This is a genomic window from Streptomyces sp. NPDC046335 (genome assembly GCF_055587985.1).
The window spans coordinates 1-24,520 of sequence record NZ_JBVJFF010000002.1; the positions used below are offsets into that span (position 1 = coordinate 1).

General features: G+C 72.7%; 20 protein-coding genes and 2 pseudogenes. 8 read left to right on the forward strand and 14 right to left on the reverse strand.

Annotation, left to right across the window (positions count from 1 at the left end; all coding sequences use genetic code 11):
* Positions 1–534 precede the first annotated feature (534 nt).
* Positions 535–1,545, forward strand: coding sequence for a tryptophan--tRNA ligase (gene trpS, locus ACZ6JY_RS03785; RefSeq protein WP_469191950.1), 1,011 nt, complete (start codon positions 535–537; stop codon positions 1,543–1,545).
* Here the strand turns inward: trpS and ACZ6JY_RS03790 are convergent.
* From ACZ6JY_RS03790 to ACZ6JY_RS03810, 5 genes and pseudogenes are all read right to left on the reverse strand, one after another.
* Positions 1,500–1,772, reverse strand: a pseudogene (locus ACZ6JY_RS03790) (AraC family transcriptional regulator); the annotation flags it as partial. The gene trpS and the pseudogene ACZ6JY_RS03790 overlap by 46 nt on opposite strands.
* A 14-nt stretch (positions 1,773–1,786) precedes the next feature.
* Complete coding sequence (gene proC, locus ACZ6JY_RS03795) at positions 1,787–2,662, reverse strand: pyrroline-5-carboxylate reductase (protein ID WP_469191952.1); 876 nt, start codon at positions 2,660–2,662, stop codon at positions 1,787–1,789.
* 111 nt (positions 2,663–2,773) lie between these two features.
* Positions 2,774–3,511, reverse strand: a complete 738-nt coding sequence (locus ACZ6JY_RS03800; protein ID WP_469191954.1) for an ABC transporter permease — start codon at positions 3,509–3,511, stop codon at positions 2,774–2,776.
* Positions 3,512–3,543: 32 nt separating this feature from the next.
* The gene (locus ACZ6JY_RS03805; protein ID WP_469191956.1) at positions 3,544–4,371 is read right to left on the reverse strand and encodes an ABC transporter ATP-binding protein; all 828 of its coding nucleotides are present in this window, start codon (positions 4,369–4,371) and stop codon (positions 3,544–3,546) included.
* A 72-nt stretch (positions 4,372–4,443) separates the two neighbouring features.
* Positions 4,444–5,010: an EamA/RhaT family transporter gene (locus ACZ6JY_RS03810; protein ID WP_469191958.1), complete on the reverse strand. Its 567-nt coding sequence runs from the start codon at positions 5,008–5,010 to the stop codon at positions 4,444–4,446.
* 217 nt (positions 5,011–5,227) lie between these two features.
* On the opposite strand from ACZ6JY_RS03810, the gene ACZ6JY_RS03815 reads away from it, so the two are divergent.
* The gene (locus ACZ6JY_RS03815) at positions 5,228–7,492 is read left to right on the forward strand and encodes a protein kinase domain-containing protein (protein ID WP_469191960.1); all 2,265 of its coding nucleotides are present in this window, start codon (positions 5,228–5,230) and stop codon (positions 7,490–7,492) included.
* Positions 7,493–7,502: 10 nt separating this feature from the next.
* On the opposite strand, the gene ACZ6JY_RS03820 is transcribed toward ACZ6JY_RS03815, so the two are convergent.
* From ACZ6JY_RS03820 to ACZ6JY_RS03840, 5 genes are all read right to left on the reverse strand, one after another.
* Positions 7,503–7,859, reverse strand: coding sequence for an SH3 domain-containing protein (locus ACZ6JY_RS03820; protein WP_469191962.1), 357 nt, complete (start codon positions 7,857–7,859; stop codon positions 7,503–7,505).
* A 139-nt stretch (positions 7,860–7,998) separates the two neighbouring features.
* Positions 7,999–9,852 (reverse strand): dihydroxy-acid dehydratase, encoded by a 1,854-nt coding sequence (gene ilvD, locus ACZ6JY_RS03825; protein WP_469191963.1) that lies wholly within the window; start codon positions 9,850–9,852, stop codon positions 7,999–8,001.
* A 153-nt stretch (positions 9,853–10,005) separates the two neighbouring features.
* Positions 10,006–10,635: a TetR/AcrR family transcriptional regulator gene (locus ACZ6JY_RS03830; RefSeq protein ID WP_469191965.1), complete on the reverse strand. Its 630-nt coding sequence runs from the start codon at positions 10,633–10,635 to the stop codon at positions 10,006–10,008.
* On the reverse strand, positions 10,632–11,456 hold the full coding sequence (locus tag ACZ6JY_RS03835) for a sugar phosphate isomerase/epimerase family protein (RefSeq protein WP_469191967.1): 825 nt from the start codon (positions 11,454–11,456) through the stop codon (positions 10,632–10,634). The genes ACZ6JY_RS03830 and ACZ6JY_RS03835 overlap by 4 nt, the downstream gene beginning before the upstream one ends.
* Positions 11,457–11,619: 163 nt before the next feature.
* Positions 11,620–12,552 carry a Ppx/GppA family phosphatase gene (locus ACZ6JY_RS03840; protein ID WP_469191969.1) on the reverse strand — a complete coding sequence of 311 codons (933 nt, stop codon included), beginning with the start codon at positions 12,550–12,552 and terminating at the stop codon, positions 11,620–11,622.
* Positions 12,553–12,623: 71 nt separating this feature from the next.
* Between ACZ6JY_RS03840 and ACZ6JY_RS03845 the strand changes: the two genes are divergently transcribed.
* Positions 12,624–13,538, forward strand: coding sequence for a DUF3109 family protein (locus ACZ6JY_RS03845; RefSeq protein WP_469191971.1), 915 nt, complete (start codon positions 12,624–12,626; stop codon positions 13,536–13,538).
* Positions 13,539–13,566: 28 nt separating this feature from the next.
* On the opposite strand, the gene ACZ6JY_RS03850 is transcribed toward ACZ6JY_RS03845, so the two are convergent.
* Entirely contained in the window at positions 13,567–15,309 is a 1,743-nt protein-coding gene (locus tag ACZ6JY_RS03850; protein WP_469191973.1) for a BACON domain-containing protein, read from the reverse strand.
* A gap of 183 nt (positions 15,310–15,492) precedes the next feature.
* Between ACZ6JY_RS03850 and radA the strand changes: the two genes are divergently transcribed.
* On the forward strand, positions 15,493–16,902 hold the full coding sequence (radA, locus tag ACZ6JY_RS03855) for a DNA repair protein RadA (RefSeq protein WP_469191974.1): 1,410 nt from the start codon (positions 15,493–15,495) through the stop codon (positions 16,900–16,902).
* 79 nt (positions 16,903–16,981) lie between these two features.
* Positions 16,982–18,106: a DNA integrity scanning diadenylate cyclase DisA gene (disA, locus tag ACZ6JY_RS03860; protein WP_469191976.1), complete on the forward strand. Its 1,125-nt coding sequence runs from the start codon at positions 16,982–16,984 to the stop codon at positions 18,104–18,106.
* A gap of 46 nt (positions 18,107–18,152) precedes the next feature.
* Here the strand turns inward: disA and ACZ6JY_RS03865 are convergent, their stop codons facing one another.
* Positions 18,153–18,971, reverse strand: coding sequence for a hypothetical protein (locus ACZ6JY_RS03865; protein ID WP_469191977.1), 819 nt, complete (start codon positions 18,969–18,971; stop codon positions 18,153–18,155).
* Between the two features lie 257 nt (positions 18,972–19,228).
* Between ACZ6JY_RS03865 and ACZ6JY_RS03870 the strand changes: the two are divergent.
* Positions 19,229–19,840: pseudogene (locus tag ACZ6JY_RS03870) on the forward strand (phosphatase PAP2 family protein); the annotation flags it as partial.
* Between the two features lie 205 nt (positions 19,841–20,045).
* On the opposite strand, the gene ACZ6JY_RS03875 reads toward ACZ6JY_RS03870, so the two are convergent.
* Positions 20,046–20,669: a response regulator gene (locus tag ACZ6JY_RS03875; RefSeq protein ID WP_469192979.1), complete on the reverse strand. Its 624-nt coding sequence runs from the start codon at positions 20,667–20,669 to the stop codon at positions 20,046–20,048.
* 38 nt (positions 20,670–20,707) lie between these two features.
* On the reverse strand, positions 20,708–22,291 hold the full coding sequence (locus ACZ6JY_RS03880; protein ID WP_469191979.1) for a sensor histidine kinase: 1,584 nt from the start codon (positions 22,289–22,291) through the stop codon (positions 20,708–20,710).
* Between the two features lie 528 nt (positions 22,292–22,819).
* Between ACZ6JY_RS03880 and ACZ6JY_RS03885 the strand changes: the two genes are divergently transcribed.
* Both ACZ6JY_RS03885 and ACZ6JY_RS03890 read left to right on the forward strand, forming a co-directional pair.
* Positions 22,820–23,755 (forward strand): HhH-GPD family protein, encoded by a 936-nt coding sequence (locus ACZ6JY_RS03885; RefSeq protein WP_469191981.1) that lies wholly within the window; start codon positions 22,820–22,822, stop codon positions 23,753–23,755.
* A 209-nt stretch (positions 23,756–23,964) separates the two neighbouring features.
* Entirely contained in the window at positions 23,965–24,504 is a 540-nt protein-coding gene (locus ACZ6JY_RS03890; RefSeq protein WP_363248336.1) for a SigE family RNA polymerase sigma factor, read from the forward strand.
* Positions 24,505–24,520 lie beyond the last annotated feature (16 nt).

Here is a 24,520-nt window from a genome sequence, read left to right on the forward strand (position 1 = left end):
TTTCCCTTTCCGGCGGTTCCGACTCTATCAGATCCTTTCGGGCCTGATTCCCAGTCAGTGGGGCTTGTCTTCCCGGCTGTTGGGCCGTTCCGACGAGTGAGACTTTAGCGGAATCTCGGCTCCCGACCTAATCGGGGGCGTCCTCTCGAACGCCGATTCCTCATTTCGCAAATACGCATGAAAGCGAGCCGAAGACAGGCTCCCGGGAGGGGAACGCGACGTCGATCGCTTGAATGGTTCTTGCGGAATGGCCACCCGGGGACCGACCAGAGGTCGATGCTCACGTCCGGGCAACTCGGAGAACACTACGTATCCACCTGGGGAGTGTCAACCACCTGCCACGGGGCCTCCCCGGCGCTACGCTGGCAGGCATGACAACGCATGCGTGCACCCAACTGTGGTGGGCCGCCTGACCGGCGGCCGTACACACGCATGTACTCAACGGCCGCCACCTCGGCGGCCGTTTTCGTTTCTCCCCTGGAGGACCCGGAGCCCGGCCGTCGGGCCGGCGGTCCTGCATCAGAAGGCGGAGAGATGACGAGGATCTTCAGTGGGGTCAAGCCGACGGGGCATCTGACCCTGGGGAACTACCTGGGCGCCGTACGGCAGTGGGCCGAGGTCGACCAGTACCGGGCGGAGTCGCTCTTCAGCGTCGTCGATCTGCACGCGCTGACGGTGGACCACGATCCGGGCCGCGTGCGGCGGCTCAGCAGGCAGGCCGCGACGCTGCTGCTCGCGTCGGGGATCGATCCCGAGCGGGCCGTCGTCTTCGTGCAGAGTCACGTGGACGAGCACGCCCGGCTCTCCTATCTGCTCGAATGCGTCGCCACGGACGGCGAGATGCGGCGGATGATCCAGTACAAGGAGAAGTCCGTCCTGGAGCGGGCCCGTGGCGGGAGCGTGCGGCTTTCGCTGCTCACCTATCCCGTGCTCATGGCGGCGGACATCCTCGCCTACGGGGCCGACGAGGTGCCGGTCGGTGACGACCAGACCCAGCACGTCGAGCTGACGCGGGATCTGGCGGAGCGGTTCAACCAGCGGTACGGGCAGACGTTCGTGGTGCCGCGTGCCACGCCGCCCAAGGTGGCGGCGCGGGTCATGGATCTACAGGACCCGGCGTCGAAGATGGGCAAGTCCCATGAGTCCGGTGCGGGCATCGTCTATCTCCTCGACGAGCCCGAGGTCGTACGGAAGAAGGTCCTCCGGGCGGTCACGGACAGCGGCAGCGAGGTCGGGTACGACCGGGAGGCGCAGCCGGGGATCTCGAATCTGCTGGAGATCCTCGCCGCGTGCCAGGGCGGGGACCCCCAGACCCTGAGCGGTGCCTACGCGTCGTACGGCGCGTTGAAGAAGGACACCGCCGATGCCGTGGTGGAGCTGCTCAGGCCCGTCCAGGAGCGGCACAAGGAGCTGATGGCCGACCCGGCGTATGTGGAGGAGGTGCTGCGGCGGGGGGCCGAGCGGGCCAGGGGGATGGCCAGGCCGACGGTGGACGGTGCCTATCGGGCGATCGGGCTGCTACCGCCGGTGAACGAGGCGCGGTAGGCGCGTGACCTCGCCGCCGAAGCCCGCGCGGCGTGCCACCTCGGGCGTGGGCAGGTCGGTGCGTTCGAGCAGTTTCTGCGCTGCCGCGACGCGCTGGTCCAGGAGCCAGCGGAGGGGGGGTCGTGCCGGTGGCCGCCGTGGCGGAGGGCGTATTCGCGTACGGAGGCGAGGGCGTCGGCGTCGCGGTCGGCGCGCGGGGTGGGGTGCTCGATGAACTGGGCCTGGGTGACGCAGGGGTGGGTCAGTTGTTGCCCGAGGCCAGTTCCCGGCTGCGGTCCCTCGCTGCTTCCAGGGCGGCGATCAGGGCGGCCCGTACGCCGTGGTTCTCCAGTTCGCGGATGGCGTTGATCGTCGTGCCCGCGGGTGACGTGACGTTCTCGCGGAGCTTCACCGGGTGTTCGCCGCTGTCGCGGAGCATGACGGACGCGCCGATCGCCGCCTGGACGATGAGGTCGTGGGCCTTGTCGCGGGGCAGGCCGAGGAGGATGCCCGCGTCGGTCATGGCCTCCACGAGGAAGTAGAAGTACGCGGGTCCTGAGCCGGACAGGGCCGTGCAGGCGTCCTGCTGGGTCTCGGGGACGCGGAGCGTCTTGCCCACGGCGCCGAAGATGTCCTCGGCGTGGGACAGGGCGTCGGCGGTGGCGTGGCTGCCGGCCGAGATGACGGACATGCCCTCGTCGACGAGCACGGGGGTGTTCGGCATGACGCGGACGACCGGGGTGTTCTCGGCGAGGCGCTCCTCGATGAACGCGGTGGTGATGCCGGCCGCGGCGCTGATGACGAGGCGGTCGGCGGTGACGTACGGGGCGAGTTCGTCGAGCAGCTTCGCCATGTCCTGCGGCTTGCAGGCGAGGATGAGGGTGTCGGCCTGCTTGGCGGCGTCGGCGTTGCTGACGGGGGTGACGCCGTAGCGGGTGCGGAGCTCGTCGGCGCGTTCCTGCCGCCGGGTGGTGACCATGAGGTCGGCGGGGGCCCAGCCGCCGCGGATCATGCCGCTGAGCAGGGCTTCGCCGATCTTTCCGGTACCGAGGACCGCGACCTTCTGGCTCGGGTGCGCATGCGGCCTGCTCGGCCTGCTGGACCGGCTCGGCTGGCTCGGCTGGCTCGTCGTGCTCATGGGCGGGGCCTCCCGGGTTGCGTCGTCCGGGGGACATCCTCGCACCGCGGACGCCGGGGCCAGTGGAGGTGTCCGGTGGGCGGACCATGCCGTGCGGGTCTCGTCCTGGTGTCAGGCCGTGCGGCGGCGGAGGGTTGCCGCGCCGAGGGCGAGGACCAGGAGGGCGCAGCCGGCGACGACCGCGGCGTCACGTACGAAGTCGCCGGTGAGGTCGGGGTTGCGCAGGACCTCGTTCATGCCGTCGACGGCGTACGACATGGGGAGGGCGTTGGAGATCCACTCCAGGACCGGGTGCATGCTGTCGCGCGCCGCGAAGAGACCGCAGAGCAGGAGCTGCGGGAAGATCACCGCCGGCATGAACTGGACCGCCTGGTACTCGGACGCCGCGAACGCCGAGACGAAGAGGCCGAGTGCGGTGCCCAGCAGGGCGTCTAGCAGCGCGACCAGGAGCAGCAGCCAGGCGGAGCCGGTGACGTCGAGGCCGAGGGCCCACAGGGCGAGGCCCGTGGCAAGGGCGGACTGGACGATCGCGAGGGCGCCGAAGGCCAGGGCGTAGCCGGCGATGAGGTCGGCCTTCGCGAGGGGCATGGCGAGGAGGCGTTCGAGGGTGCCGGAGGTGCGTTCGCGCAGGGTGGCGATCGAGGTCACCAGGAACATCGTGATGAGCGGGAAGATCCCGAGCAGCGAGGCGCCGATGGAGTCGAAGGTGCGCGGGTCGCCGTCGAACACGTAGCGCAGGAGCAGCAGCATCACGCAGGGGACGAGGAGTAGCAGCGCGAGGGAGCGCGGGTCGTGGCGGAGCTGGCGCAGGACGCGGGCGGCGGTGGCGCAGGTGCGGTAGAGGTTCATCGGGGGCGCTCCTGACGGTCAGCGGTCAGCGGTCAGGGATGAGGCTCAGGGGCTGGGGGCGTGGCCTCGTCCACCAGGCGGAGGAAGGCGGCTTCGACCGTTTCCGTGCGGGTCCGGGTGCGCAGGGCCTCGGGGGTGTCGTCCGCGAGGATCTCGCCGTCGCGCATGAGGAGGAGGCGGTGACAGCGTTCCGCTTCGTCCATGACGTGGGAGGAGACGAGGATGGCGGCGCCGCGGTCGTCGGCGATGGCGTGGAAGAGGTTCCACAGGTCGCGGCGGAGTACGGGGTCCAGGCCGACGGTCGGCTCGTCCAGTACGAGGAGTTCGGGAGCGCCGAGGAGCGCGACGGCGAGGGACACGCGGCTGCGCTGGCCGCCGGAGAGGTTGCCCGCGAGGGAGTCGGCGTGCGAGGCGAGGTCCACGTCGTCGATGGCGCGGGTGACGTGTTCGCGGCGGCGTTCGGCGGCGGTCCCCCGGCCGGGGTCGAGTACGGCGGCGAAGTAGTCGAGGTTCTGGCGGACCGACAGGTCGTCGTAGACCGAGGGTTGCTGGGCGACGTAGCCGACGCGGGAGCGCAGGGAGCGGGCGCCCGCGGGGTGCCCGAGGACCTGGAGGCTGCCGGTCACTCTGGCCTGGGTGCCGACGACCGCCCTCATGAGGGTGGATTTGCCGCAGCCGGAGGGGCCCAGGAGACCGGTGATCTGCCCTCGGGGGACGGTGAAGCCGAGGCCGCGGAGGACTGTGCGGGGTCCTCGGACGACGGTCAGCTCGGCGGCGCGGATGGCCGCGGGGGGCTCTTCGGGTGCCGGTGGACCTACTGAGCCCTTGATCCCCGGCATGTTATTCCAGTTATTCATCATGTGATGAATAGTGCTGCGGGGAGGTTTGGGGCGTCAAGAAGGCGCGGGCCCCAGCGGCGGTGGACTGACCGCTCAGCGCTTGCGCTTTTTGCGGGAGGGGTTGCCCGCTCGGCGCTGCGTGCGCTTCGCGTACTGCTCGCGGGCCTCCTCGTACTCCTTGCGGTGCAGGCCCTCGCCCGGGGCCTCCGTCAGGGAGCGGAAGAAGTAGGCGAGCAGGGTGCCGACGAAGCCGATCGTGAGCAGGCCGCGCATGGAGGCCTGGGACCCCGGGTCGTGGCGCTTGGTGAACCCCTCCCACGTGCGGCGGAAGGCGATCGCGCTGCAGATCGCGAACATCACGACGACGAGCATGTTCACGAACGAGCCCACCTCCGCGATGGTCAGGCCCTCGTACGCGAAGCGCAGCACGAAGCAGCCCGCGGCCGCCGCGATCAGGGACCCGGCGGCGAGGCCCGCCCGGCGGGCGCCGTAGCCGCCGTCGTGGGCGACCCAGGTCGTCCCGAAGAAACGGATCGACTCCGGCTGCGGGCCGGGCGCGGTGCCGGAGGCGGACCCGGAGCCGGAGCCAGGCGCGGTGCCAGAGGTGGCGGGGGTGCCAGGTGTGCCAGGTTTGCCAGGTGTTCCGGGTTCTTCGCTCACCGGGTCATTATCGCTCGGGAGCGGTGCGGGCCGTGTCGGCGCCTTCGTGCTGCGGGGACGGGATGTCTCCACGCCCTCCTCACCACCTCTCCACCTCCGCTCCACCCCTCTTGGCCGTACGCGCCCTATTCGTCCCCCTCCTTGTCTCCCCGTACCGTCCGGCGGTTAGTTTGGGCGGGGTAAAGACGTAGCCGGGAAGCGCGGGGGAGGTCTGGACATGTCACTCCGTGGAGGAGACCCGGAGGAGATCGGCGGTTATCCGCTGGAGGCGCGGCTCGGTTCGGGTGGCATGGGGACCGTCTTCCTGGGGCGCTCGGCCTCCGGGCGGCCCGTGGCCATCAAGCTGATCCACCAGCAGTTCGCGGACGACGAAGAGTTCCGCATCCGTTTCCGGCAGGAGGTGGCCGCCGCCCGGCGGGTCAGCGGTGCGTTCACCGCGGCCGTGATCGACGCCGATCCGGAGGCCGCGCACCCGTGGATGGCCACCACGTTCATCGAGGGCCCGACCCTCGCCCAGCGCATCGCGAAGCGGGGCCCGATCGGCGGTGCCGAGCTGCGCAGGCTGGCCATCGGGCTCACCGAGGCCCTGCGTGACATCCACCGGGCCGGTGTCGTGCACCGGGATCTCAAGCCGTCCAACGTGGTCCTCTCCCCGGAGGGCCCCCGCGTCATCGACTTCGGCATCTCCCGCGCGGCGGACCAGCAGACGCTGACGATGACGGGGCGGGTGATCGGTACGCCGCCGTTCATGTCGCCGGAGCAGTTGCAGGCGCCGCGCGGTGTCGGGCCGCGCTCCGACGTCTTCTCGCTCGGCACGCTGCTCGTGTACGCGGCGACCGGGCAGGGCCCCTTCGACGCGGACAGCCCGTACATGACCGCGTACCAGGTGGTGCACGAGGCACCGTCGCTCGGCGCGGTCCCCGACGCGCTGCGGCGGGTGGTCGAGCCCTGCCTCGCCAAGGACCCCGACGAGCGGCCGTCGGCCGACGAACTCCTCGTGCGGCTCCGGGACCTGCCCACCGACCTCGGGGGCGCTCCGGGAACCGGCGACGGCCCGCGCCGCACCCGGGAGACGGACACCCAGCACCACCTGGTCACCGATGACACTTCCGTGGCTCCTGTGGCTCCTGTGGCTCCTGTGGCTCCCGTGTCCACCGCCACCGCCACCGCCACTGCCGACGGCACCTCCCGCCGTCCGCGCCGCCGCCTGCGTTCCGTGCTCGCCGCGGCCGTCGCCGTCGCCACGATCGGCGGCGGGGTCGCGCTGTTGCAGGCCGGGGACTCCGGCGGGAGCGGCGGCACGGACGACGGCGGGCGCACGGTCGCCGCGGCCAATGAGGCCGCGCTGCCCGACGGGTTCCGGCCGTGGCGCGAGGCGGTGCCGGGCGGCCGCGAGGACATCCCGGACGAGGTGCGCTGCGTGGCGCGCGGCGACGCGCTGTTCTGCGGCGGCGGCGGGGTCGTCGCCACCCGGATCAGGGCCGCCGACGGCTCCCGCGTCTGGACGGAGAAGAGTCCGGGCGTCCCGACGCAGGGCATGCACCTGGTGGGCGTGAGCGGTGACACCGTGCTCGGCTACCGCATCGGGACCGAGGAGGAGCCGGACAGCGCCGCCACCGAGGTGGTCGCCCTGGACGCGGACAAGGGCACGGAACTGTGGTCGACCCCGTCCGGCGCCCAGTCCACGAACGTGACCGGGCGCACGCAGGACGCCGTGGTCGTCGGCTCCACGGTCGTGACGGTCGACGCGTCGAACTCCCGCTTCGAGGCGCGGCAGGCGCACAGCGGCCAGGTGCTCTGGCGCACGCCGTTCCCCGCGGGCACGCAGTGTGCCCCCGTTCCCGCGGGCAAGCGGCTGTACGCGATGTGCGCGCCCGACGCCGAGCTGGCCACGAGCGATGTGCGCCGTCCCGTCGTGCGCCGGGCCGACCTGACCTCGGGCAGCCTGGGCCCGGCCGTCGCCGTCAAGGGACCCGCCATGCCGGTCGGCACCGCGGACGGCCGCCTCGTACTCCTCCATGAGCACCGCGAGGGACCCGCCCTGCTCGGCTACGACGGGGTGGCGCGGGTGGACATGGCGTCGCGCGAGGTGTCGTACGCGCGGCTGCCCAAGACGTACGACGGGACGCCCGGCATGGTCGGCGGCACCCTCTACTTCAGCGGGCAGACCGGCCTGATCACCGCGATCGACCCGGCGACCGGCGCGAAGAAGTGGTCACGGCAGACGGCGGTCGAGGGCGTGTCGGGACCGGTGGCGGACGGCAAGGGGACGCTGTACTTCAGCTCGGCCAGCGGCAGGGTCGTCGCGCTCTCCGCCGGCAGGGGCAAGCCGCTCCTCACCACGGACCCACGGGCCGACGGCCTGGCGGGCGAGCTGAACGCCACGCCCCGCGTGACCGTCACGGGGCGCGTGGTCGTCGTGGCCGCCGCCAAGAACACGGTGTTCGCCTTCGACGCGACGAAGCCGCCGCGGACCGGCTGACGCGCCGCGCTCAGCAGCGCGGTGCCACGTACCCGGTGGTGCCCGTGCGCACGTACGTGTCCGAGACCCAGCGGCCGCTGCCGATCCGGTCCCAGAGCTTCGAGGTGCCGCCCGGCCCGCTGACCGTCTCGCCCGCCTTCTGGCACTGGATGGTGACGCGCGCGCCCGCGCTGAGGCGGCCCACCTTGGAGTACGACGTGCCCGGGCCCGAGCGGACGTTGACCGACGCGATGATCGGGTAGGTCCTCCCGGCCGCGGCCGCGGTCAGGGCCTCGGCGTCGGCCACGACCTCGGCGTCGGCCTGGGCGTCGGCCTCGGTGGCCGGGACGTCCCCGGGAACTTCCGGCGTGATGACGTTCTCGCTCACAGTTCTCTCCCCCGTAAACGGCGGCGCGGGCCGCCCCTGGCGTGTTCCTCACACCAAGGACGCACCCGCGCCCCAAAACGTTCCGGAGATACCGGGCCGGTCAGCCTTTCAGCCTCTCGACCTTTCAGCCTCTCGACCTTCAGCCGAGCTTCGACACGTCGCGGACCGCGCCCTTGTCCGCGCTCGTCGCCATCGCCGCGTACGCGCGCAGGGCGGCGGAGACCTTGCGCTCGCGGGCCTTGGGCGCGTACACGCCGTTCAGGACCTCACGGCGGGCGGTCAGCTCCTCCTCGGGGACGAGGAGTTCGATCGAGCGGCCGGGGATGTCGATGCGGATGCGGTCGCCGTCCTCGACGAGAGCGATCGTGCCGCCGGCCGCCGCCTCGGGCGAGGCGTGGCCGATGGACAGGCCCGAGGTGCCGCCGGAGAAGCGGCCGTCGGTGATCAGGGCGCAGGTCTTGCCGAGGCCGCGGCCCTTCAGGAAGGAGGTGGGGTAGAGCATCTCCTGCATGCCGGGGCCGCCCTTGGGGCCCTCGTAGCGGATGACGACCACGTCGCCCGGCTTGACCGCCTTGTTCAGGATCTTCTCGACGGCCTCTTCCTGCGAGTCGCAGACGACCGCGGGGCCCTCGAAGGTCCAGATCGACTCGTCGACGCCGGCGGTCTTCACGACGCAGCCGTCGACGGCGATGTTGCCCTTGAGGACGCCGAGGCCGCCGTCCTTGGAGTACGCGTGGGCGACGTCGCGGATGCAGCCGCCCGCGGCGTCCGTGTCGAGGGTGTCCCAGCGCTCGGACTGCGAGAAGGCCTCAGCGGAGCGCTTGCAGCCGGGCGCCGCGTGCCACAGCTCGCTCGCCTCCCCGGAGGCGGAGCCGGAGCGGATGTCCCAGGCGTCCAGCCACTCCTTGATGGAGGGCGAGTGGACGGTGTGCACGTCCTCGTTGAGGAGACCGCCGCGGTACAGCTCGCCGAGGAGCGCGGGGATGCCGCCGGCGCGGTGCACGTCCTCCATGTAGTACGTCGTGCTGCCCGCGACGTTCGGGGCGACCTTGGCCAGGCAGGGGACGCGGCGCGAGACGGCGTCGATGTCGGTCAGGTCGTAGTCGACCTCGGCCTCGCGGGCCGCGGCGAGCAGGTGCAGGATCGTGTTGGTGGAGCCGCCCATGGCGATGTCGAGGGCCATGGCGTTCTCGAAGGCGGCGTGCGTGGCGATGGAGCGCGGCAGGACGGAGGCGTCGTCGCCGTCGTAGTACCGCTTGGTGATGTCGACGACCGTCTGTCCCGCCCGCTCGTACAGCGCCTTGCGGGCGGTGTGCGTGGCGAGGACCGAGCCGTTGCCCGGCAGGGAGAGGCCGATGGCCTCGGTCAGGCAGTTCATCGAGTTGGCGGTGAACATGCCGGAACAGGAGCCGCAGGTCGGGCAGGCGTTCTCCTCGATGCGGAGGATGTCCTCGTCCGAGACGCTCTCGTCCACGGCGTCGCTGATCGCGTTGACCAGGTCGAGCTTGCGGACGGTGCCGTCGACGAGCGTGGTCTTGCCGGCCTCCATCGGGCCGCCGGAGACGAAGACCGTCGGGATGTTGAGGCGCAGGGCGGCCATCAGCATGCCGGGGGTGATCTTGTCGCAGTTGGAGATGCAGATCAGGGCGTCGGCGCAGTGGGCCTCCACCATGTACTCCACCGAGTCCGCGATCAGGTCGCGGGAGGGCAGGGAGTACAGCATTCCGCCGTGGCCCATCGCGATGCCGTCGTCCACGGCGATCGTGTTGAACTCGCGCGGGATGCCGCCTGCGGCGGTGATCGCCTCGGAGACGATGCGGCCGACCGGCTGAAGGTGGGTGTGGCCGGGCACGAACTCCGTGAACGAGTTGGCCACGGCGATGATCGGCTTCCGCCCGATGTCGGCCCCCGGTACACCGGAGGCACGCATAAGGGCGCGGGCGCCCGCCATGTTGCGGCCGTGGGTGACAGTGCGGGACCTGAGCTCGGGCATCGTCGCTCGCTCCTTCAGGAATTCGGCGATCTACGGAGACCATCTACAGAGATATGGGACTGCTGTCGAGCGTACGCCGCCGCTCCACGATCTGGACAGCCTGTCCGAATACCGGGACGCACGTCTCGGCGAACGGCTACGCCGGGACCGCCGTCACGGTCCCGTCAGATGGCCCTGTACGACCGGGGCCACCCGTGTCACGATCCGTTCCGGGTTTGCCGATGCCAGGGGTTCGACCTTGATGACGTAGCGCAGCATGGCGATGCCCACGAGTTGTGCGGCGGCCAGCTCGGCCCGTAGTTCCGCGTCCGGCAGGTCGATGCGGCGTGCGATGCGGCCCAGGAGCTGCGTGGCGACGAGGCGGCGGAAGACCGCGGTGGCCGTGTCGTGGTTGACGGCGGAGCGGACGATGGCCAGGAGCGGCGCGCGCGTGGCGGGGTTCTCCCAGACGCCGAGGACGAACCGGGTCAGGCGCTCGCCCACCTCGTCGAGCGGGCCCTCCTCGACCGCGGCGGGCGCTTCGAACGCGGGCGCGAAGGCGACGGTGACGGCGGCCTCGAAGACCTGTTCCTTCGTGCCGAAGTAGTGGTGCACCAGCGCGGAGTCCACCCCCGCGGCCTTGGCGATGCCGCGCACGGACGCCTTCTCGTACCCCCGCTCGGAGAACTCGTCGCGGGCCGCCTGGATGATCCGGTCACGGGTGGCGGGGCCGGTCTCCGTCTCCGTACGGGAGGGCCGTCCCCGGCGGCGCGGGGCGGCGGCACCCGCGTCGCCCGGCGTCACCGGCGCTTCACCCCGACCGCGGAGGCGAGGTGCAGCCGCGTGAAGGCGAGCGCCTCGGCGAGGTCCGCCTCGCGCTCGGCGCCGGACATCGCGCGGCGGGTGTTGACCTCGATGACGACGTGCCCGTCGAAGCCGGTGGTGGCCAGGCGCTCCAAAAGTTCGGCGCACGGCTGCGTGCCGCGGCCAGGCACCAGGTGCTCGTCCTTGGCCGAGCCCTTGCCGTCGGCGAGGTGCACGTGGCCGAGCCGGTCGCCCATGCGGTCGACCATGTCCATGGCGTCGGCGCGGGCGGTCGCGGTGTGCGAGAGGTCGACCGTGAAGTGGCGGTAGTCGTCCTTGGTGACGTCCCAGTCGGGGGCGTACGCGAGCATCTCGCGGTCGCGGTAGCGCCAGGGATACATGTTCTCGACGGCGAAGCGCACGTCCGTCTCGTCGGCCATCCGCCAGATTCCGTCGACGAAGTCGCGCGCGTACTGCCGCTGCCAGCGGAAGGGCGGGTGCACGACGACCGTGGAGGCGTCGAGCTTCTCCGCCGCGGCCTTCGCGCGCTGGAGCTTGACCCACGGGTCGGTGGACCAGACGCGCTGCGTGATCAGCAGACATGGGGCGTGGATGGCCAGGATCGGAATCTGGTGGTAGTCGCTCAGCCTGCGCAGGGCCTCGATGTCCTGGCTGACGGGGTCGGTCCAGACCATGACCTCGACGCCGTCGTAGCCGAGGCGCGCGGCGATCTCGAAGGCCGTCGCCGTCGACTCCGGATAGACCGAGGCCGTCGACAGGGCGACCTTCGCATCCGGGATGCGCACCACTGGTTCTGCCACGCAAGACAGGGTACGGGCCGCGCCGGGACACCGGGGAGGTGGCCTCATGCCGCCCCGCGCAAGGCCTCGCGCCCATCCCGGCACAAGGCCTCGCGCCCATCCCGGCACAAGGCCTCGCGCCCGCCCCGCGCAGGGAGCCGCCCCGCTCAGGAGACCCGCCCGCTCAGGAGGCCGGCAGGTGGTCGAGCCGGCGCAGGATCACGCCCTCGCGCAGTGCCCAGGGGCAGATCTCCACGTTCTCGACCCCGAAGAGGTCCATGGCGCCCTCCGCGACCAGCGCTCCCGCGAGCAGTTGCGCGGCCCGCCCCTCGGAGACGCCGGGCAGCTCGGAGCGCTCCTCCGTGGTCATCGCGGCGAGCCGCGGAACCCAGTCCTCCAGGGACTTCCGCTTCAGTTCGCGCTGGACGTAGAGGCCCTCCGCGGAGCGGGCGGCGCCCGCGAGCCTGGCGAGCTGCTTGAACGTCTTCGAGGTGGCCACGATGTGGTCGGGGGCGCCGAAGCGGCTGAACTCCCCCACCGTCCGGGCGATCTGCGCGCGTACGTGCCGGCGCAGCGCCTTCACGTCGGCCGGGTCCGGCGGGTCCGCGGGCAGCCAGGCGGCGGTGAGGCGCCCGGCGCCCAGGGGCAGGCTGACCGCCGCGTCCGGCTCCTCGTCCATGCCGTACGCGATCTCCAGCGAGCCGCCGCCGATGTCGAGGAGCAGCAGCTTGCCCGCGGACCAGCCGAACCAGCGGCGGGCGGCGAGGAAGGTGAGTTTGGCCTCCTCCTCGCCGGACAGCACCTTCAGATCGACGCCGGTCTCGTCCCTGACCCGGCCGAGGACCTCGTCGGCGTTGGTCGCCTCGCGCACCGCGGAGGTGGCGAACGGCAGGACCTCCTCCACGCCCTTGTCCTCGGCGGCCTCCATCGCCTCGCGCACGATGGCGACGAGGCGGCCCACGCCCTCGGGCCCTATCGCCCCCGACGGATCGAGGAGTTGGGCCAGGCGCAGATCGGCCTTGTGCGAGTGCGCGGGCAGCGGGCGCGCGCCGGGGTGGGCGTCGACCACGAGCAGATGCACCGTGTTCGACCCCACGTCGAGGACACCGAGTCTCATGTACGAGACGCTACGCCGCGCGCGGCGGCGGTCTGGCTCCGGGCGGCCCACCGCACGCATACCCTGGAGTCGTGCCAAAGACGAAAAAGACGAAGGCCGACAAATCGAAGTCGGCGAAGTCGTCGCCCGAGTCCCATGAGCCGTCGAAGCAGGGGAAGCGGGAGAAGGTGGTGGGAAGGCCGGAGAAGGCCGAGAAGGTGGGAAAGTCCGGAAAGCCTGCGAAGACCGGGAAGGCGGAACCGGACGAGAAGGGCCTTGACTTCGCCCGCTCATGGGTGGAGTTCCCGGATCCGGCGGACGACGAGCAGGTCTTCCGCTGCGATCTGACATGGCTGACCTCTCGCTGGAACTGCATCTTCGGAAGCGGCTGCCAGGGGATCAAGGAGGGCCGCGCCGACGACGGGTGCTGCACGCTGGGTGCCCATTTCTCGGACGACGACGACGAGAAGCGCGTCGCCGGCTTCGTGGAGCGGCTCACCCCCGACATCTGGCAGCACCACGACGTGGGCCGGGAGACCGGCTGGGTCTCCACGGACGAGGACGGCGACCGCCAGACCCGCCCGTTCAACGGCTCCTGCATCTTCCAGAACCGCCCCGGTTTCGAGGGCGGCGCCGGCTGCTCGCTGCACATCCTGGCGCTGCGCGAGGGCCGCGAGCCCCTGGAGACCAAGCCGGACGTCTGCTGGCAGCTCCCGGTGCGCAGGACGTACGAGTGGATCGACCGGCCCGACGACACGCGGATCCTTCAGGTGTCGATCGGGGAGTACGACCGGCGCGGCTGGGGCCCCGGCGGCCACGATCTGCACTGGTGGTGCACCTCGGCGACGTCGGCGCACGGCGCGGGCGACCCGGTGTACGTCACCTACCGCCCCGAGCTGATCGAGCTGATGGGCAAGGAGGGTTACGACCGGCTCGTGGAGCTCTGCGAGGAGCGCCTCGCCTCCCGGCTGCCGCTCCTCGCCCCGCATCCCGCGGATCCCGCGTAACACCTGTCCCCTCGGTCGCCGGGCCCGGTCAGCCCGGGCTCGTCCCGCCGTCGCCCGGAGGCGCCGACGGGCCGCCCGGGGCGGGGTACGACGGGGTGGTCGTCGGCTCCGTGGGCGTCGGCGTGGGGTCGGGGTCCGACGGGTCAGGGTCGGTGGGCCTCGGGGTCGGGTCGGGGCCCGGGTCCGGGTCGGAGGGCCCGGGGTCGGTGGGGCGCGGGTCCGTGGGCCGCGGGCCGGGGTCCGGCGTGTGCGGCGGGCGCCCGTCGCCGTGCCCGTCGATCGAGATGACCGCGCCGGAAGGTGCGATCGAGACGCGTGCGCGCCAGGGCCCCGACGGCTCGCGGCGGTGGTCCACGTACACCCGCAGAGTGACCGTTTCGCCGGGCGCCAGCGTGCCCGACGAGCGGTTCAGATAGAGCCATGAGGCGTTCGCGCCGGCCGACCAGTCCACCGGGGCGCTGCCCGACGCGGTCAGGGTGATCAGGGTGATGTCGCCGCTCGGCCTGGCCGTCACGGTGAGGCGCCCGGCCGACGGGCCGCCGCCGCTGATGACCTCCACGGAGACGTCCGGCGACCGGCCGCCCGCGGTGAAGTGCGGCCCGGGGCCCTTGCGGGCATTGCCCGCGTTCTCATAGCCGTCGCCCGCGTGGTCGCTGCCGAGGCCTCCGGCGCCCTCGTCCTCGCTCGCGGTCACCGAACCGCCGTCGTGGCCCTCGCCGGTGAGGGGGCCGCGGTAGGCCGCCCAGAGGGCAAGGACCGGGGCGGCCACCACGGTGGCGACGACGGTCGTGGTGACGGCACGCGCGCGGATCCGGTCCCTGCGGGCCGCGTGGTCCTTGGGGTCCATCGGGAAACCGCGCCGGTCATAGCGGGGGTGGACGCCACGCGCGCGTGGGCCGTGCGCCATCGCGCGGTGCAGGGCGGCCCGGGGGGCCTCGATCAGGGGGAGCGTGGCGGGGCTCACGGCCGTGCCGGGCCAGGTGCCCGCTCCGGCCCGCTCGGCGGTGCCGCGGCAGCGCGGGCAGTCGTCGACGTGCCGGACGAGTTCGCGGCGCAGGGCCGTGCCGAGCAGGAGCTGGTTGTCGCCGGTGAGGCGGGCCACGATGGGGCAGCTGCCGGTCTCCACCACGGCGAGGGCGGCGCGGGTGCGCTCCACCTCGCAGGCGGCGGAGGCGAGCAGCTCGCGGGCCTTCGCGGGGTCCATGCCGACCACGGCGGCGACCTCGGCGGGGGTGAGCTGGTGGCGCACGGCCAGCTCCAGCGCCTCGCGCTGCTCGGGGGTGGTGCCGGCGGCCTCCGGCCAGGCGAGCCGGGCCAGTTCGCCGCGGCGCTCCCGCTGGACCTCCTCGGACTCTCCGGAGGGGCGGGCCGCCCCTGGGGCGGGTCCTGCGTCCCGCGGCGGGTCCTTCGGGGTGCGGCCCGCGCCCGCGGCGTGGGCGGCATGGCGGCTGCGCTTGGCCTCGGCGAGCCTGCGCAGGCAGACCCAGCGGGCCAGTGCGTAGAGCCAGGCCTTCAGCTCGCCGCCGGACTCCGGTCCGCGCGAGCCCCTGCGCTCGGCGATGTGGAGGACGTCGCCCACGGCCACGGTCGCCGCGTCGTGGTCGCAGAGGACGGACAGGCAGTACGTGAACAGGCCGTCCAGGCAGGGGTCATAGCGCCCGTGCGGGGCGGTCCGGGGCGCCTGGCGGGGCGCCACACGCTTGCGCGCGTCGCGGTGCGCCCGGTGTGCGCCGGTTTTGGTCACTGCGGTTTCCGGCCTGCTGCTCGTCACCGTGTGAAGGTAGGCGGATGATGCAGGCGTCTTCCGCCGTCTTGAGCGTATTTAATCCTTACGGGTGAACCAATCCCTCGAAAGGGGACAGGAACCCATCATTCCGTCGGCCGGCCCCGGCCGGTGACGGGTGGTGAACCGCGGCAGACGGCGTTGTCAGTGGGCTCGGCTACGGTTCCGAACATGGCTGCCCGTACGAAATCCGCCAAGGACCGTCCGTCCTACCGCTGCACCGAGTGCGGCTGGCAGACGGCCAAGTGGCTCGGCCGCTGCCCCGAATGCCAGGCCTGGGGCACCGTCGAGGAGTACGGCGCGCCCGCCGTCCGCACCACCGCCCCCGGCCGCGTCACCTCGTCCGCCGTGCCGATCGGCGAGGTCGACGGCCGCCGGGCCACCGCGCGCAGCACCGGCGTGCCCGAGCTGGACCGCGTGCTCGGCGGCGGCCTGGTCCCCGGCGCCGTGGCGCTGCTCGCGGGCGAGCCGGGCGTCGGCAAGTCCACGCTGCTCCTGGACGTCGCGGCGAAGGCGGCCAGCGACGAGCACCGCACGCTCTATGTGACGGGCGAGGAGTCGGCGAGCCAGGTGCGGCTGCGGGCCGACCGCATCGGCGCCATCGACGACCACCTGTATCTGGCGGCGGAGACCGACCTGGCCGCCGTCCTCGGCCACCTGGACGCGGTCAAGCCCTCGCTCCTGGTCCTGGACTCCGTGCAGACCGTCGCCTCCCCCGAGATCGACGGGGCGCCGGGCGGCATGGCGCAGGTCCGCGAGGTCGCGGGCGCCCTGATCCGCGCCTCCAAGGAGCGCGGCATGTCCACCCTCCTGGTCGGTCACGTCACCAAGGACGGCGCGATCGCGGGGCCCCGCCTCCTGGAGCACCTCGTCGACGTGGTCCTCCAGTTCGAGGGCGACCGGCACGCACGCCTGCGCCTGGTCCGCGGCATCAAGAACCGCTACGGGACGACGGACGAGGTGGGCTGCTTCGAGCTGCACGACGAGGGCATCACGGGCCTCGCCGATCCCAGCGGCCTCTTCCTCACCCGCCGGGCCGAGGCCGTTCCCGGCACCTGCCTGACCGTCACCCTGGAGGGCCGCCGCCCCCTGGTCGCCGAGGTCCAGGCGCTCACGGTCGACTCGCAGATCCCGAGCCCCCGGCGCACCACCTCCGGCCTGGAGACCTCCCGCGTCTCGATGATGCTGGCCGTCCTGGAGCAGCGCGGCCGGATCACGGCCCTCGGCAAGCGGGACATCTACAGCGCGACCGTCGGCGGAGTGAAGCTCTCCGAGCCCGCCGCGGACCTCGCCGTCGCCCTGGCCCTGGCCAGCGCCGCGACCGACACCCCGCTGCCGAAGAACCTGGTCGCGATCGGGGAAGTGGGCCTGGCGGGCGAGGTCAGACGGGTCACGGGCGTCCAGCGCAGGCTGTCGGAGGCGCACCGCCTGGGCTTCACGCACGCGCTCGTACCGGCCGATCCGGGGAAGGTCCCGCCCGGTATGAAGGTCATCGAAGTCGCCGACATGGGGGACGCCCTGCGGGTCCTGCCGAGGTCGCGTCGCCGAGAGGCCCCACGGGAGGAGGAAGAGCGCCGGTAGACTTTGCCCTGGTCTCGCCCACTCGTACGAAGTCAGGCGTACGGAAGTGGCATGGAGAACCCGCGACCGAGGGAGTGCAGTGGCAGCCAACGACCGGGCAGCGAGTTCCGGCAAGTCCGGCGGAAGCTCCGCTGCCGACGCCCTGATGCGCGCCTCCCTGAGCGCCGTCGCCCCCGGCATGGCCCTGCGCGACGGCCTGGAGCGCATCCTGCGCGGCAACACCGGCGGTCTCATCGTGCTCGGCTGGGACAAGACCGTGGAGTCGATGTGCACGGGCGGATTCATCCTGGACGTCGAGTTCACCGCGACGCGCCTGCGTGAGCTCTGCAAGCTCGACGGCGGCATCGTCCTCGACAAGGACATCACCAAGATCCTGCGGGCCGGCGTGCAGCTCGTGCCGGACCCGAGGATTCCCACCGAGGAGACGGGCACGCGGCACCGCACGGCGGACCGCGTCTCCAAGCAGGTCGGCTTCCCCGTCGTCTCCGTCTCGCAGTCCATGCGTCTGATCGCGCTGTACGTGGACGGGCAGCGCCGCGTCCTTGAGGACTCGGCGGCGATCCTCTCCCGCGCCAACCAGGCCCTGGCGACCCTGGAGCGGTACAAGCTCCGTCTCGACGAGGTCGCGGGCACGCTCTCCGCCCTGGAGATCGAGGACCTGGTGACCGTGCGGGACGTCACGGCGGTCGCCCAGCGCCTGGAGATGGTGCGCCGCATCGCCACCGAGATCGCCGAGTACGTGGTGGAGCTCGGCACGGACGGCCGCCTCCTCGCCCTCCAGCTCGACGAGTTGATCGCGGGCGTGGAGCCCGAGCGCGAACTGGTCGTCAGGGATTACGTCCCCGAGCCGACCGCGAAGCGGTCCCGCACGGTAGACGAGGCTCTCTCGGAGCTGGACTCCCTCAGCCACGCGGAGCTCCTCGAACTCTCCACCGTGGCCCGCGCCCTGGGGTACACGGGCTCCCCCGAGACCCTGGACTCCGCGGTCTCCCCCCGGGGTTTCCGCCTGCTCGCCAAGGTCCCGCGGCTGCCCGGCGCCATCATCGACCGCCTGGTCGAGCACTTCGGCGGCCTCCAGAAGCTGCTCGCCGCCAGCGTGGACGACCTCCAGACCGTGGACGGCGTCGGCGAGGCCCGGGCCCGCAGCGTCCGCGAGGGACTCTCCCGCCTTGCGGAATCCTCGATCCTGGAGCGGTACGTCTAGCCTTCCGGCCGGGGGGCGGTGGCACCGCCCCCCCAGAGGCGGTGGCTCAGTCCTTTTCGAGGACGAACGAGGCCTGGGCCGTGCCGAGGCCGGGCGCCTTCGCCTCGACCAGGTAGGTCCCGGGCGCGGCCTTCTTCGCCGGGGACGTGGCGCACTTCTCGGCGCTCGCCCTGCGGTCCCAGTCCACGGTGTGCGTGACGCGGCCGTCGGCCGGCACCCGGAGCAGCAGGCTGCCGCTGCCGGAGGGGCAGTCGTCCGAGGACCAGAACGCGTCGTCGCCCTCGGCCTGAGTGATCGTCAGGACGGTTCCCTTACCGCCGAGATCGACCTTGCAGGCCTTGCCGCCGCCGTTCTCCGCGATCAGCTCGAACATGGGCTTCTCGTCGATCCCGTACGTGTTGCGCACGCTGCGGACCTTCAACTTGACGTCGCTCTTGGCGCAGTCGGGCAGCCGCGTGCCCGCCGGGAGGCCGCCGGCCGAGCCGCCGCCGCCCTTGGCGTCGCCGCCCGAGTCACCGCCCGAGCCCGCCGAGCCGCCCACGTCCGACCCTCCGGAGCCACCGGCACCGCCCGAGCCGGAACCGGAGCCCGAGCCCGAACCGTTGCCCGAGCCGTCGTCCGACTCGTCGCGCCCGCCCGGGTGTTGGCTGATTGCGGGCCCGGACTCGGAGGGGCCCGGAGTGATGGACGTGGCGGGTCCGTTCTCGCCCGGCCCGTTGGCGCCGTTCTTCCCGTCGCCGCCACCCATGGTGACGATCCAGACGACAAGCAGGGCCAATAGGCCGATTACGGACAGCAGAACGGCCCTCCGACGCCAGTAAATGGTGGAGGGAAGCGGCCCGACCGGATTGCGCAGAGATCCCACGCCCAAACCTTACGAGAGAACCGGCTCTTCTCCCGCCCCACCCGCCGTCCGGAGCAACAAAGTTTGTTCGATCATCATTCTGGTTCGGTTCCGATGCCGGTTCCGATGCCGGTTTCGATGCGGTTCTGATTCCGGTTCCGGGCTCCGCCATGGGTCGCAATCCACCCGATCCCCCGCGAACCCTGTCGATCGTCGGGGGCGGGACAGGTCGATCGCCGGGTGCGGGGATTCGGAGCCTCTCCGTACCGTCCATAATCATGGACACCATGGACGACGACCTCTACCGCGACACACTCGACTTCGCTCACGACACCCCGTCGTGGTTCCAGCACCTCGCGGAGGTGTGGACGGAGCTCGGGCTGTTGCTCTTCGGCGTGCTCTTCGTCGTCGCCTGGTGGCGGGCCCGGCGGGGGGATCCCCGCGCGCTGGCCATCTCGGTGCTCGCTCCCCTCGCCACGGCGGTGGCGTACGTGTGCAGCGAGGCGCTCAAGTCCGTGATCGACGAGGAGCGGCCCTGCCGGGCGGTCTCCGGGGCGCTGAAGCCGCTCGTCGAGTGCCCCGCCTACGGCGACTGGTCGTTCCCCAGCAACCACTCGACGATCGCGGGCGCCGCCGCCATCGGCCTCACGCTGGCCTGGCCGCGCATCGCGGCCCTGACGGTTCCGATGGCGGTGCTCATGGCCGCCTCCCGGGTCTTCGTCGGCGTCCACTACCCGCATGACGTGGCGGTCGGTCTCGTCTTCGGCGCCCTGGTCACGTATGTGGTCGTACGGCTCACCACGCGTCCGGTGGCGCGGGTCGCGCAGTCGATGCGGGGGTCCTCCACCGCGGTCGTGAAGTGGTTCGCCGGGCCAGGGCCCGCGCTCGCCCCGTCCCCGGCCACGGATCCGGCGGCGTACGACACCCCGACGATGACGTTCCACCGTCACGACGCGCACGGCCCGGACCCGTACGGCCAGGACCCGTACGGCCACGATTCCCCCCGTCACGACTCCCCTCGCCGCGACTCCCCCCGCCGCGGGTCGCACCGCCGCTGAATCTCCGTGCCCCGGAGGCCTCGCGCCCCGGGGCCTCTCAGTCCCGGGGTACGAGATCCGCCTCGTACGCGACGATCGCCGCAAGGACGCGGTTCTTGACGCCGAGGCGTTCCAGGACCGCGCTGACGTAGGCCTTGACCGTGCCCTCCACCAGGTGGAGCCGGGCGGCGATCTCCGGGTTGGAGAGGCCCGCGCCGACCAGGCCGAGGACCTCGCGCTCGCGCGGGGTGAGGGTCTCGACGCGGGCCCGCGCGGCGGCTCCGCGGTTCCTGCGGCCGGCCTCGAAGCCCTCGATGACGTGCCGGGCGACCTTGGGCGAGAGGAAGGCGGCGCCGTCCGCGACCGCCCGTACGCCCGCGATCAGCTCGTGCGGGTCGCCCGACTTCAGCAGGAAGCCGGTGGCTCCGCCGCCGAGGGCCCGGGAGACGTACGCGTCCTCGGAGAACGTCGTCAGCATGGCGACCGCGGTGCCCGGCACCGTACGCACGATCTCCTCGCCCGCGGCGAGGCCGTCCAGGCGCGGCATACGGATGTCGAGCAGCGCCACATCGGGCCGGTGGGCCTGGGCCAGGGAGACCGCCTCGCGCCCGTCGGCGGCCTCCGCGACGACCTCGATGTCCTTGCCCGCGGCGAGGATGGCGCGGACGCCCGCGCGGATCATCGCCTCGTCGTCGGCCAGCAGGACGCGGATTGGCTCGTTCACGGCTTCTCTTCCTCGGGTTCGGGGCGCTCGTTCGCCGTCGGGATCACTGTCTTGTCGACGAGGCGGTCCGCGTCGTCCCCTGCTGTGCCGAAGCAGAGCCTGAAGTAGGGGACGGCGGAGAAGAGCCTGTCCTCGGCCCGGTAGTAGACGCAGTCGGCGTCCGCGGGGGCCGGGCTCGGCGCGCGCTCCGCGGGCGGGTCGGATGCGGTCCGGGCGGGCAGTACGCGCTCGGCCTCCGCGCGCGGGTCGCCGACGCGCAGCCGGGCGAAGTCGGCGGGGTCGAGGACGGAGTGCGTCCGTGAGTACGCGTACCAGGCGAAGGCGCCGCCGACGAGCAGCGCGCCCGTGGTGAGGGCGGCGCCGAAGGCCAGGACGGTGCGGCGGCGCGCGTACGCGAGGTGGGCGCCGGAGCGCGGGGGCGCGGGCCCGGCGCCCTGGACCGGCAGCCGGGCGGTGACCCGGTGGCCGTGGCCGTGCGGGCCCGCGTGGAAGGTGCCGCCCAGGTCCGTGACGCGGGCCCGCAGCGCGCGCAGGCCGGAGCCGCCGTGGGACGGGGGGCCAGGTTCGGCCGGGCGGTCGTTGGTGACCGTGACGGTCGTCGCCGAGGCGTCCCGGGTGACCGCCACGGTGACGGGGGCGCCGGGGGCGTGGCGGGCGGCGTTGGTCAGGGCTTCCTGGACGACGCGGTGGAGGGTGCGGGCGGTCGTGTCCTCGGGGGAGGCGGCGCCCGGGGCCTGTCCGTCGTTCCTGGCCGGCGGCCCGTCGTCCGTGTAGCTGATTTCGAGGCCGGACTCGGCCGCGCGTGCCACGAGGTCCGCGACGCTCTCCCCTGCCGGGGCGAGCGGGGCCGTCTCGTCACCCTCCTCGCGGAGCAGGCCGATGATGGCGTGCAGCCGGTCCGTGGCGTGCGAGGCGGCCGCGCGGAGGTCGGCGGCGGCCTCGCGGTGCGGTGCGGGCAGGTCGGGGGCGACCTGGAGGGCGCCCGCGCGGACGGCGATGAGGCTCAGCTCGTGGCCCAGGTCGTCGTGCATGTCCTGGGCGATACGGGCCCGCTCGCGCAGCCTGGCGCGGTCGGCGACGATGCGTTGCTCGCGCTCCAGCTGGTCGGCTCTCGCCCACCCGGCGGCGGCCAGTTCGCGGTTCTGGCGCCAGTAGCGGCCCGCGAGCCAGGGGAAGACCGTGCCGAAGAGCAGCGTGCCGGTGAGGACGAGCCACTCGACCACGGGGTCGACGTCCCGTACGGCGATCTTGACCGTGCCGATCAGGGCGACCGCGCCGAAGCCGAGTGGGGCGGGGCTGATGTGCTCGGCCCGGCGGCCCATGAGCAGTGCGAACACCGCGAGGGCGGGGCCGTAGGAGAGGGTGAAGAGGGACGGGGCGGCGGCCAGGCCCAGGGCTGCGGCGAGGAGGAACGCGAGGAGGGGGCTCGCCCCGCGGACGGCGACGGCGGCGGCCAGGACGGCCAGCGCGGTGAGCCGCTCCTGCGGGGAGGCCGGTTCGTTCAGGCCCAGGTGGTCCACCGACACCGCGGGGACGGCCAGGGCCGCCCACAGCAGTGCGCTTCTGGTACGTCTCTCCACGCGGCCGACGGTACTTGCCGGGGGGCGGGCGTCTCCCCTGCCGATCGTCAGGTCCTTCCCGAACCCGCCGTTTCGCGGGGGCGCCGTTTCGCGGGGCGCCGCTTGGCGGGCCGCCGCTTGGCAGGGCGCCGCTTGGCAGGCCGCCGCTTGGCAGGCCGCCGCTTGGCAGGCCGCCGCTTGGCAGGCCCCGCCCCCGCTTCGCGGCGGGCACCATTTCGCGGCAGGCGCCACTTCCCGGGCCAGCCGCGTTTCGCAAGGCGCCGTTTCGCGGACCAGCCGCCGTTTCGCAAGGCGCCGCCTGGCATGGCGCCGCTTCCCAGGCCCCGCACCCGCTTCGCCGCGGGCGCCGTTTCGCGGCGGGCCCCGTTTCGCAGGCCCCGCCCCGCTTCGCGGCGGGCGACTCCCGCTCGGCCCCGTCGCCTCCCGCTCGGCCCCGCCCCTTCGCCCCGCGTCGGGACACCCCCGTAGGAGCCACGACAGCGGGCGTCCCGCCAGAACCGTCGGGGGCATGGCAGGATCGTTGGTGCCATGACTGCTCCCGCGAAGCCCTTGCCGCACAGCCCGAGCCCCGGAGACGTTCCCGGGGCCGCCGGTGACGCCCTGCACCTTCCCGTCATCGCCTGGTTCGACGCCCACGCCCGTGACCTGCCCTGGCGGCGCGAGGACGCCGGGCCGTGGGGCGTGATGGTCAGTGAGTTCATGCTCCAGCAGACGCCGGTCAGCCGGGTCCTGCCCGTGTACGAGCAGTGGCTGGCCCGCTGGCCCCGCCCCGCCGACCTCGCCAAGGAGGCGCCCGGCGAGGCCGTCCGCGCCTGGGGGCGGCTCGGTTACCCGCGCCGCGCCCTGCGGCTGCACGGCGCGGCCGTCGCCATAACGGAGCGGCACGGCGGCGACGTCCCCACGGGGCACGCCCAGTTGCTCGCCCTGCCGGGCATCGGGGAGTACACGGCCGCCGCCGTGGCCTCGTTCGCGTACGGGCAGCGCCACGCCGTGCTCGACACGAACGTGCGCCGCGTCTTCGCGCGCGCCGTGACCGGCGTGCAGTACCCGCCGAACGCCACCACGGCCGCCGAGCGCAAGCTCGCCCGCGCCCTGCTGCCGGACGAGGAGCACACCGCCTCCCGCTGGGCCGCCGCGTCGATGGAGCTCGGCGCCCTGGTCTGCACCGCGCGGAACGAGTCCTGCGAGCGGTGCCCGATCGCCGCGCGGTGCGCGTGGCGCGCGGCCGGCAAGCCCGCGCACGAAGGCCCGGCGCGCCGCGGCCAGACGTACGCGGGAACGGACCGCCAGGTGCGGGGCAAGCTGCTCGCCGTGCTCCGCGAGGCCGTGACGCCCGTGCCGCAGGCCACGCTCGACCGGGTCTGGGACGAACCCGTGCAGCGGGCCCGCGCCCTCGACGGCCTGGTCGCCGACGGTCTCGTCGAGCCGCTGCGGGGCGGCCTCTACCGGCTGCCGCTGACCTGAGCCTTGCCACCCGGGGGTGGCGGCCGCCGCCACCCTCGCAAACGCAGGTTTTTACGCCGGTCCTACGTCTGTTACACAACCTACGTACAGCCGTGCGCCCGCCGCTGGCTCGTCCGCACAACCTCGTGACAACGCCTCCGTAACTTCATACCCGTACCGCGGAGCAGGGAAAGCGGTCGGCGATGGAGACGGAACGGAGGCGGTTTGAGATGGCGCACGGAGAGGTGCTCGAGTTCGAAGAGTACGTCCGCACTCGGCAGGATGCCCTGCTGCGCAGTGCCCGGCGCCTGGTCCCGGACCCCGTGGACGCCCAGGACCTGCTCCAGACCGCGCTCGTACGGACGTACGGCCGCTGGGACGGCATAGCCGACAAGCGGCTCGCGGACGCGTATCTGCGCCGCGTCATGATCAATACTCGTACGGAGTGGTGGCGGGCGCGCAAGCTCGAAGAGGTACCCACCGAGCAGCTTCCCGACGCGAGCGTGGAAGACTCCACCGACCAGCACGCGGACCGCGCGCTGCTCATGGACATCATGAAGGTGCTGGCACCCAAGCAGCGCAGCGTGGTCGTGCTGCGACACTGGGAGCAGATGTCCACAGAGGAGACGGCTGCCGCACTCGGCATGTCGGCCGGAACGGTCAAGAGCACGCTGCACCGGGCGCTGGCCCGGCTCCGCCAGGAGCTGGAGAGCCGCGACCTGGATGCCCGCGCGCTCGAACGTGGGGAGCGGGAGCGTTGCGCGGCCTAGGTCCTGGGGTCACGAA

Coding starts and splice junctions, on each gene's coding strand:
- trpS (WP_469191950.1), top strand. CDS start 535: ATGACGAGGATCTTCAGTGGGGTCAAGCCGACGGGGCATCTGACCCTG.
- proC (WP_469191952.1), bottom strand. CDS start 2,662: ATGAGCACGACGAGCCAGCCGAGCCAGCCGAGCCGGTCCAGCAGGCCG.
- ACZ6JY_RS03800 (WP_469191954.1), bottom strand. CDS start 3,511: ATGAACCTCTACCGCACCTGCGCCACCGCCGCCCGCGTCCTGCGCCAG.
- ACZ6JY_RS03805 (WP_469191956.1), bottom strand. CDS start 4,371: ATGATGAATAACTGGAATAACATGCCGGGGATCAAGGGCTCAGTAGGT.
- ACZ6JY_RS03815 (WP_469191960.1), top strand. CDS start 5,228: ATGTCACTCCGTGGAGGAGACCCGGAGGAGATCGGCGGTTATCCGCTG.
- ilvD (WP_469191963.1), bottom strand. CDS start 9,852: ATGCCCGAGCTCAGGTCCCGCACTGTCACCCACGGCCGCAACATGGCG.
- ACZ6JY_RS03840 (WP_469191969.1), bottom strand. CDS start 12,552: ATGAGACTCGGTGTCCTCGACGTGGGGTCGAACACGGTGCATCTGCTC.
- radA (WP_469191974.1), top strand. CDS start 15,493: ATGGCTGCCCGTACGAAATCCGCCAAGGACCGTCCGTCCTACCGCTGC.
- ACZ6JY_RS03875 (WP_469192979.1), bottom strand. CDS start 20,669: ATGATCCGCGCGGGCGTCCGCGCCATCCTCGCCGCGGGCAAGGACATC.
- ACZ6JY_RS03885 (WP_469191981.1), top strand. CDS start 22,820: ATGACTGCTCCCGCGAAGCCCTTGCCGCACAGCCCGAGCCCCGGAGAC.
- ACZ6JY_RS03890 (WP_363248336.1), top strand. CDS start 23,965: ATGGCGCACGGAGAGGTGCTCGAGTTCGAAGAGTACGTCCGCACTCGG.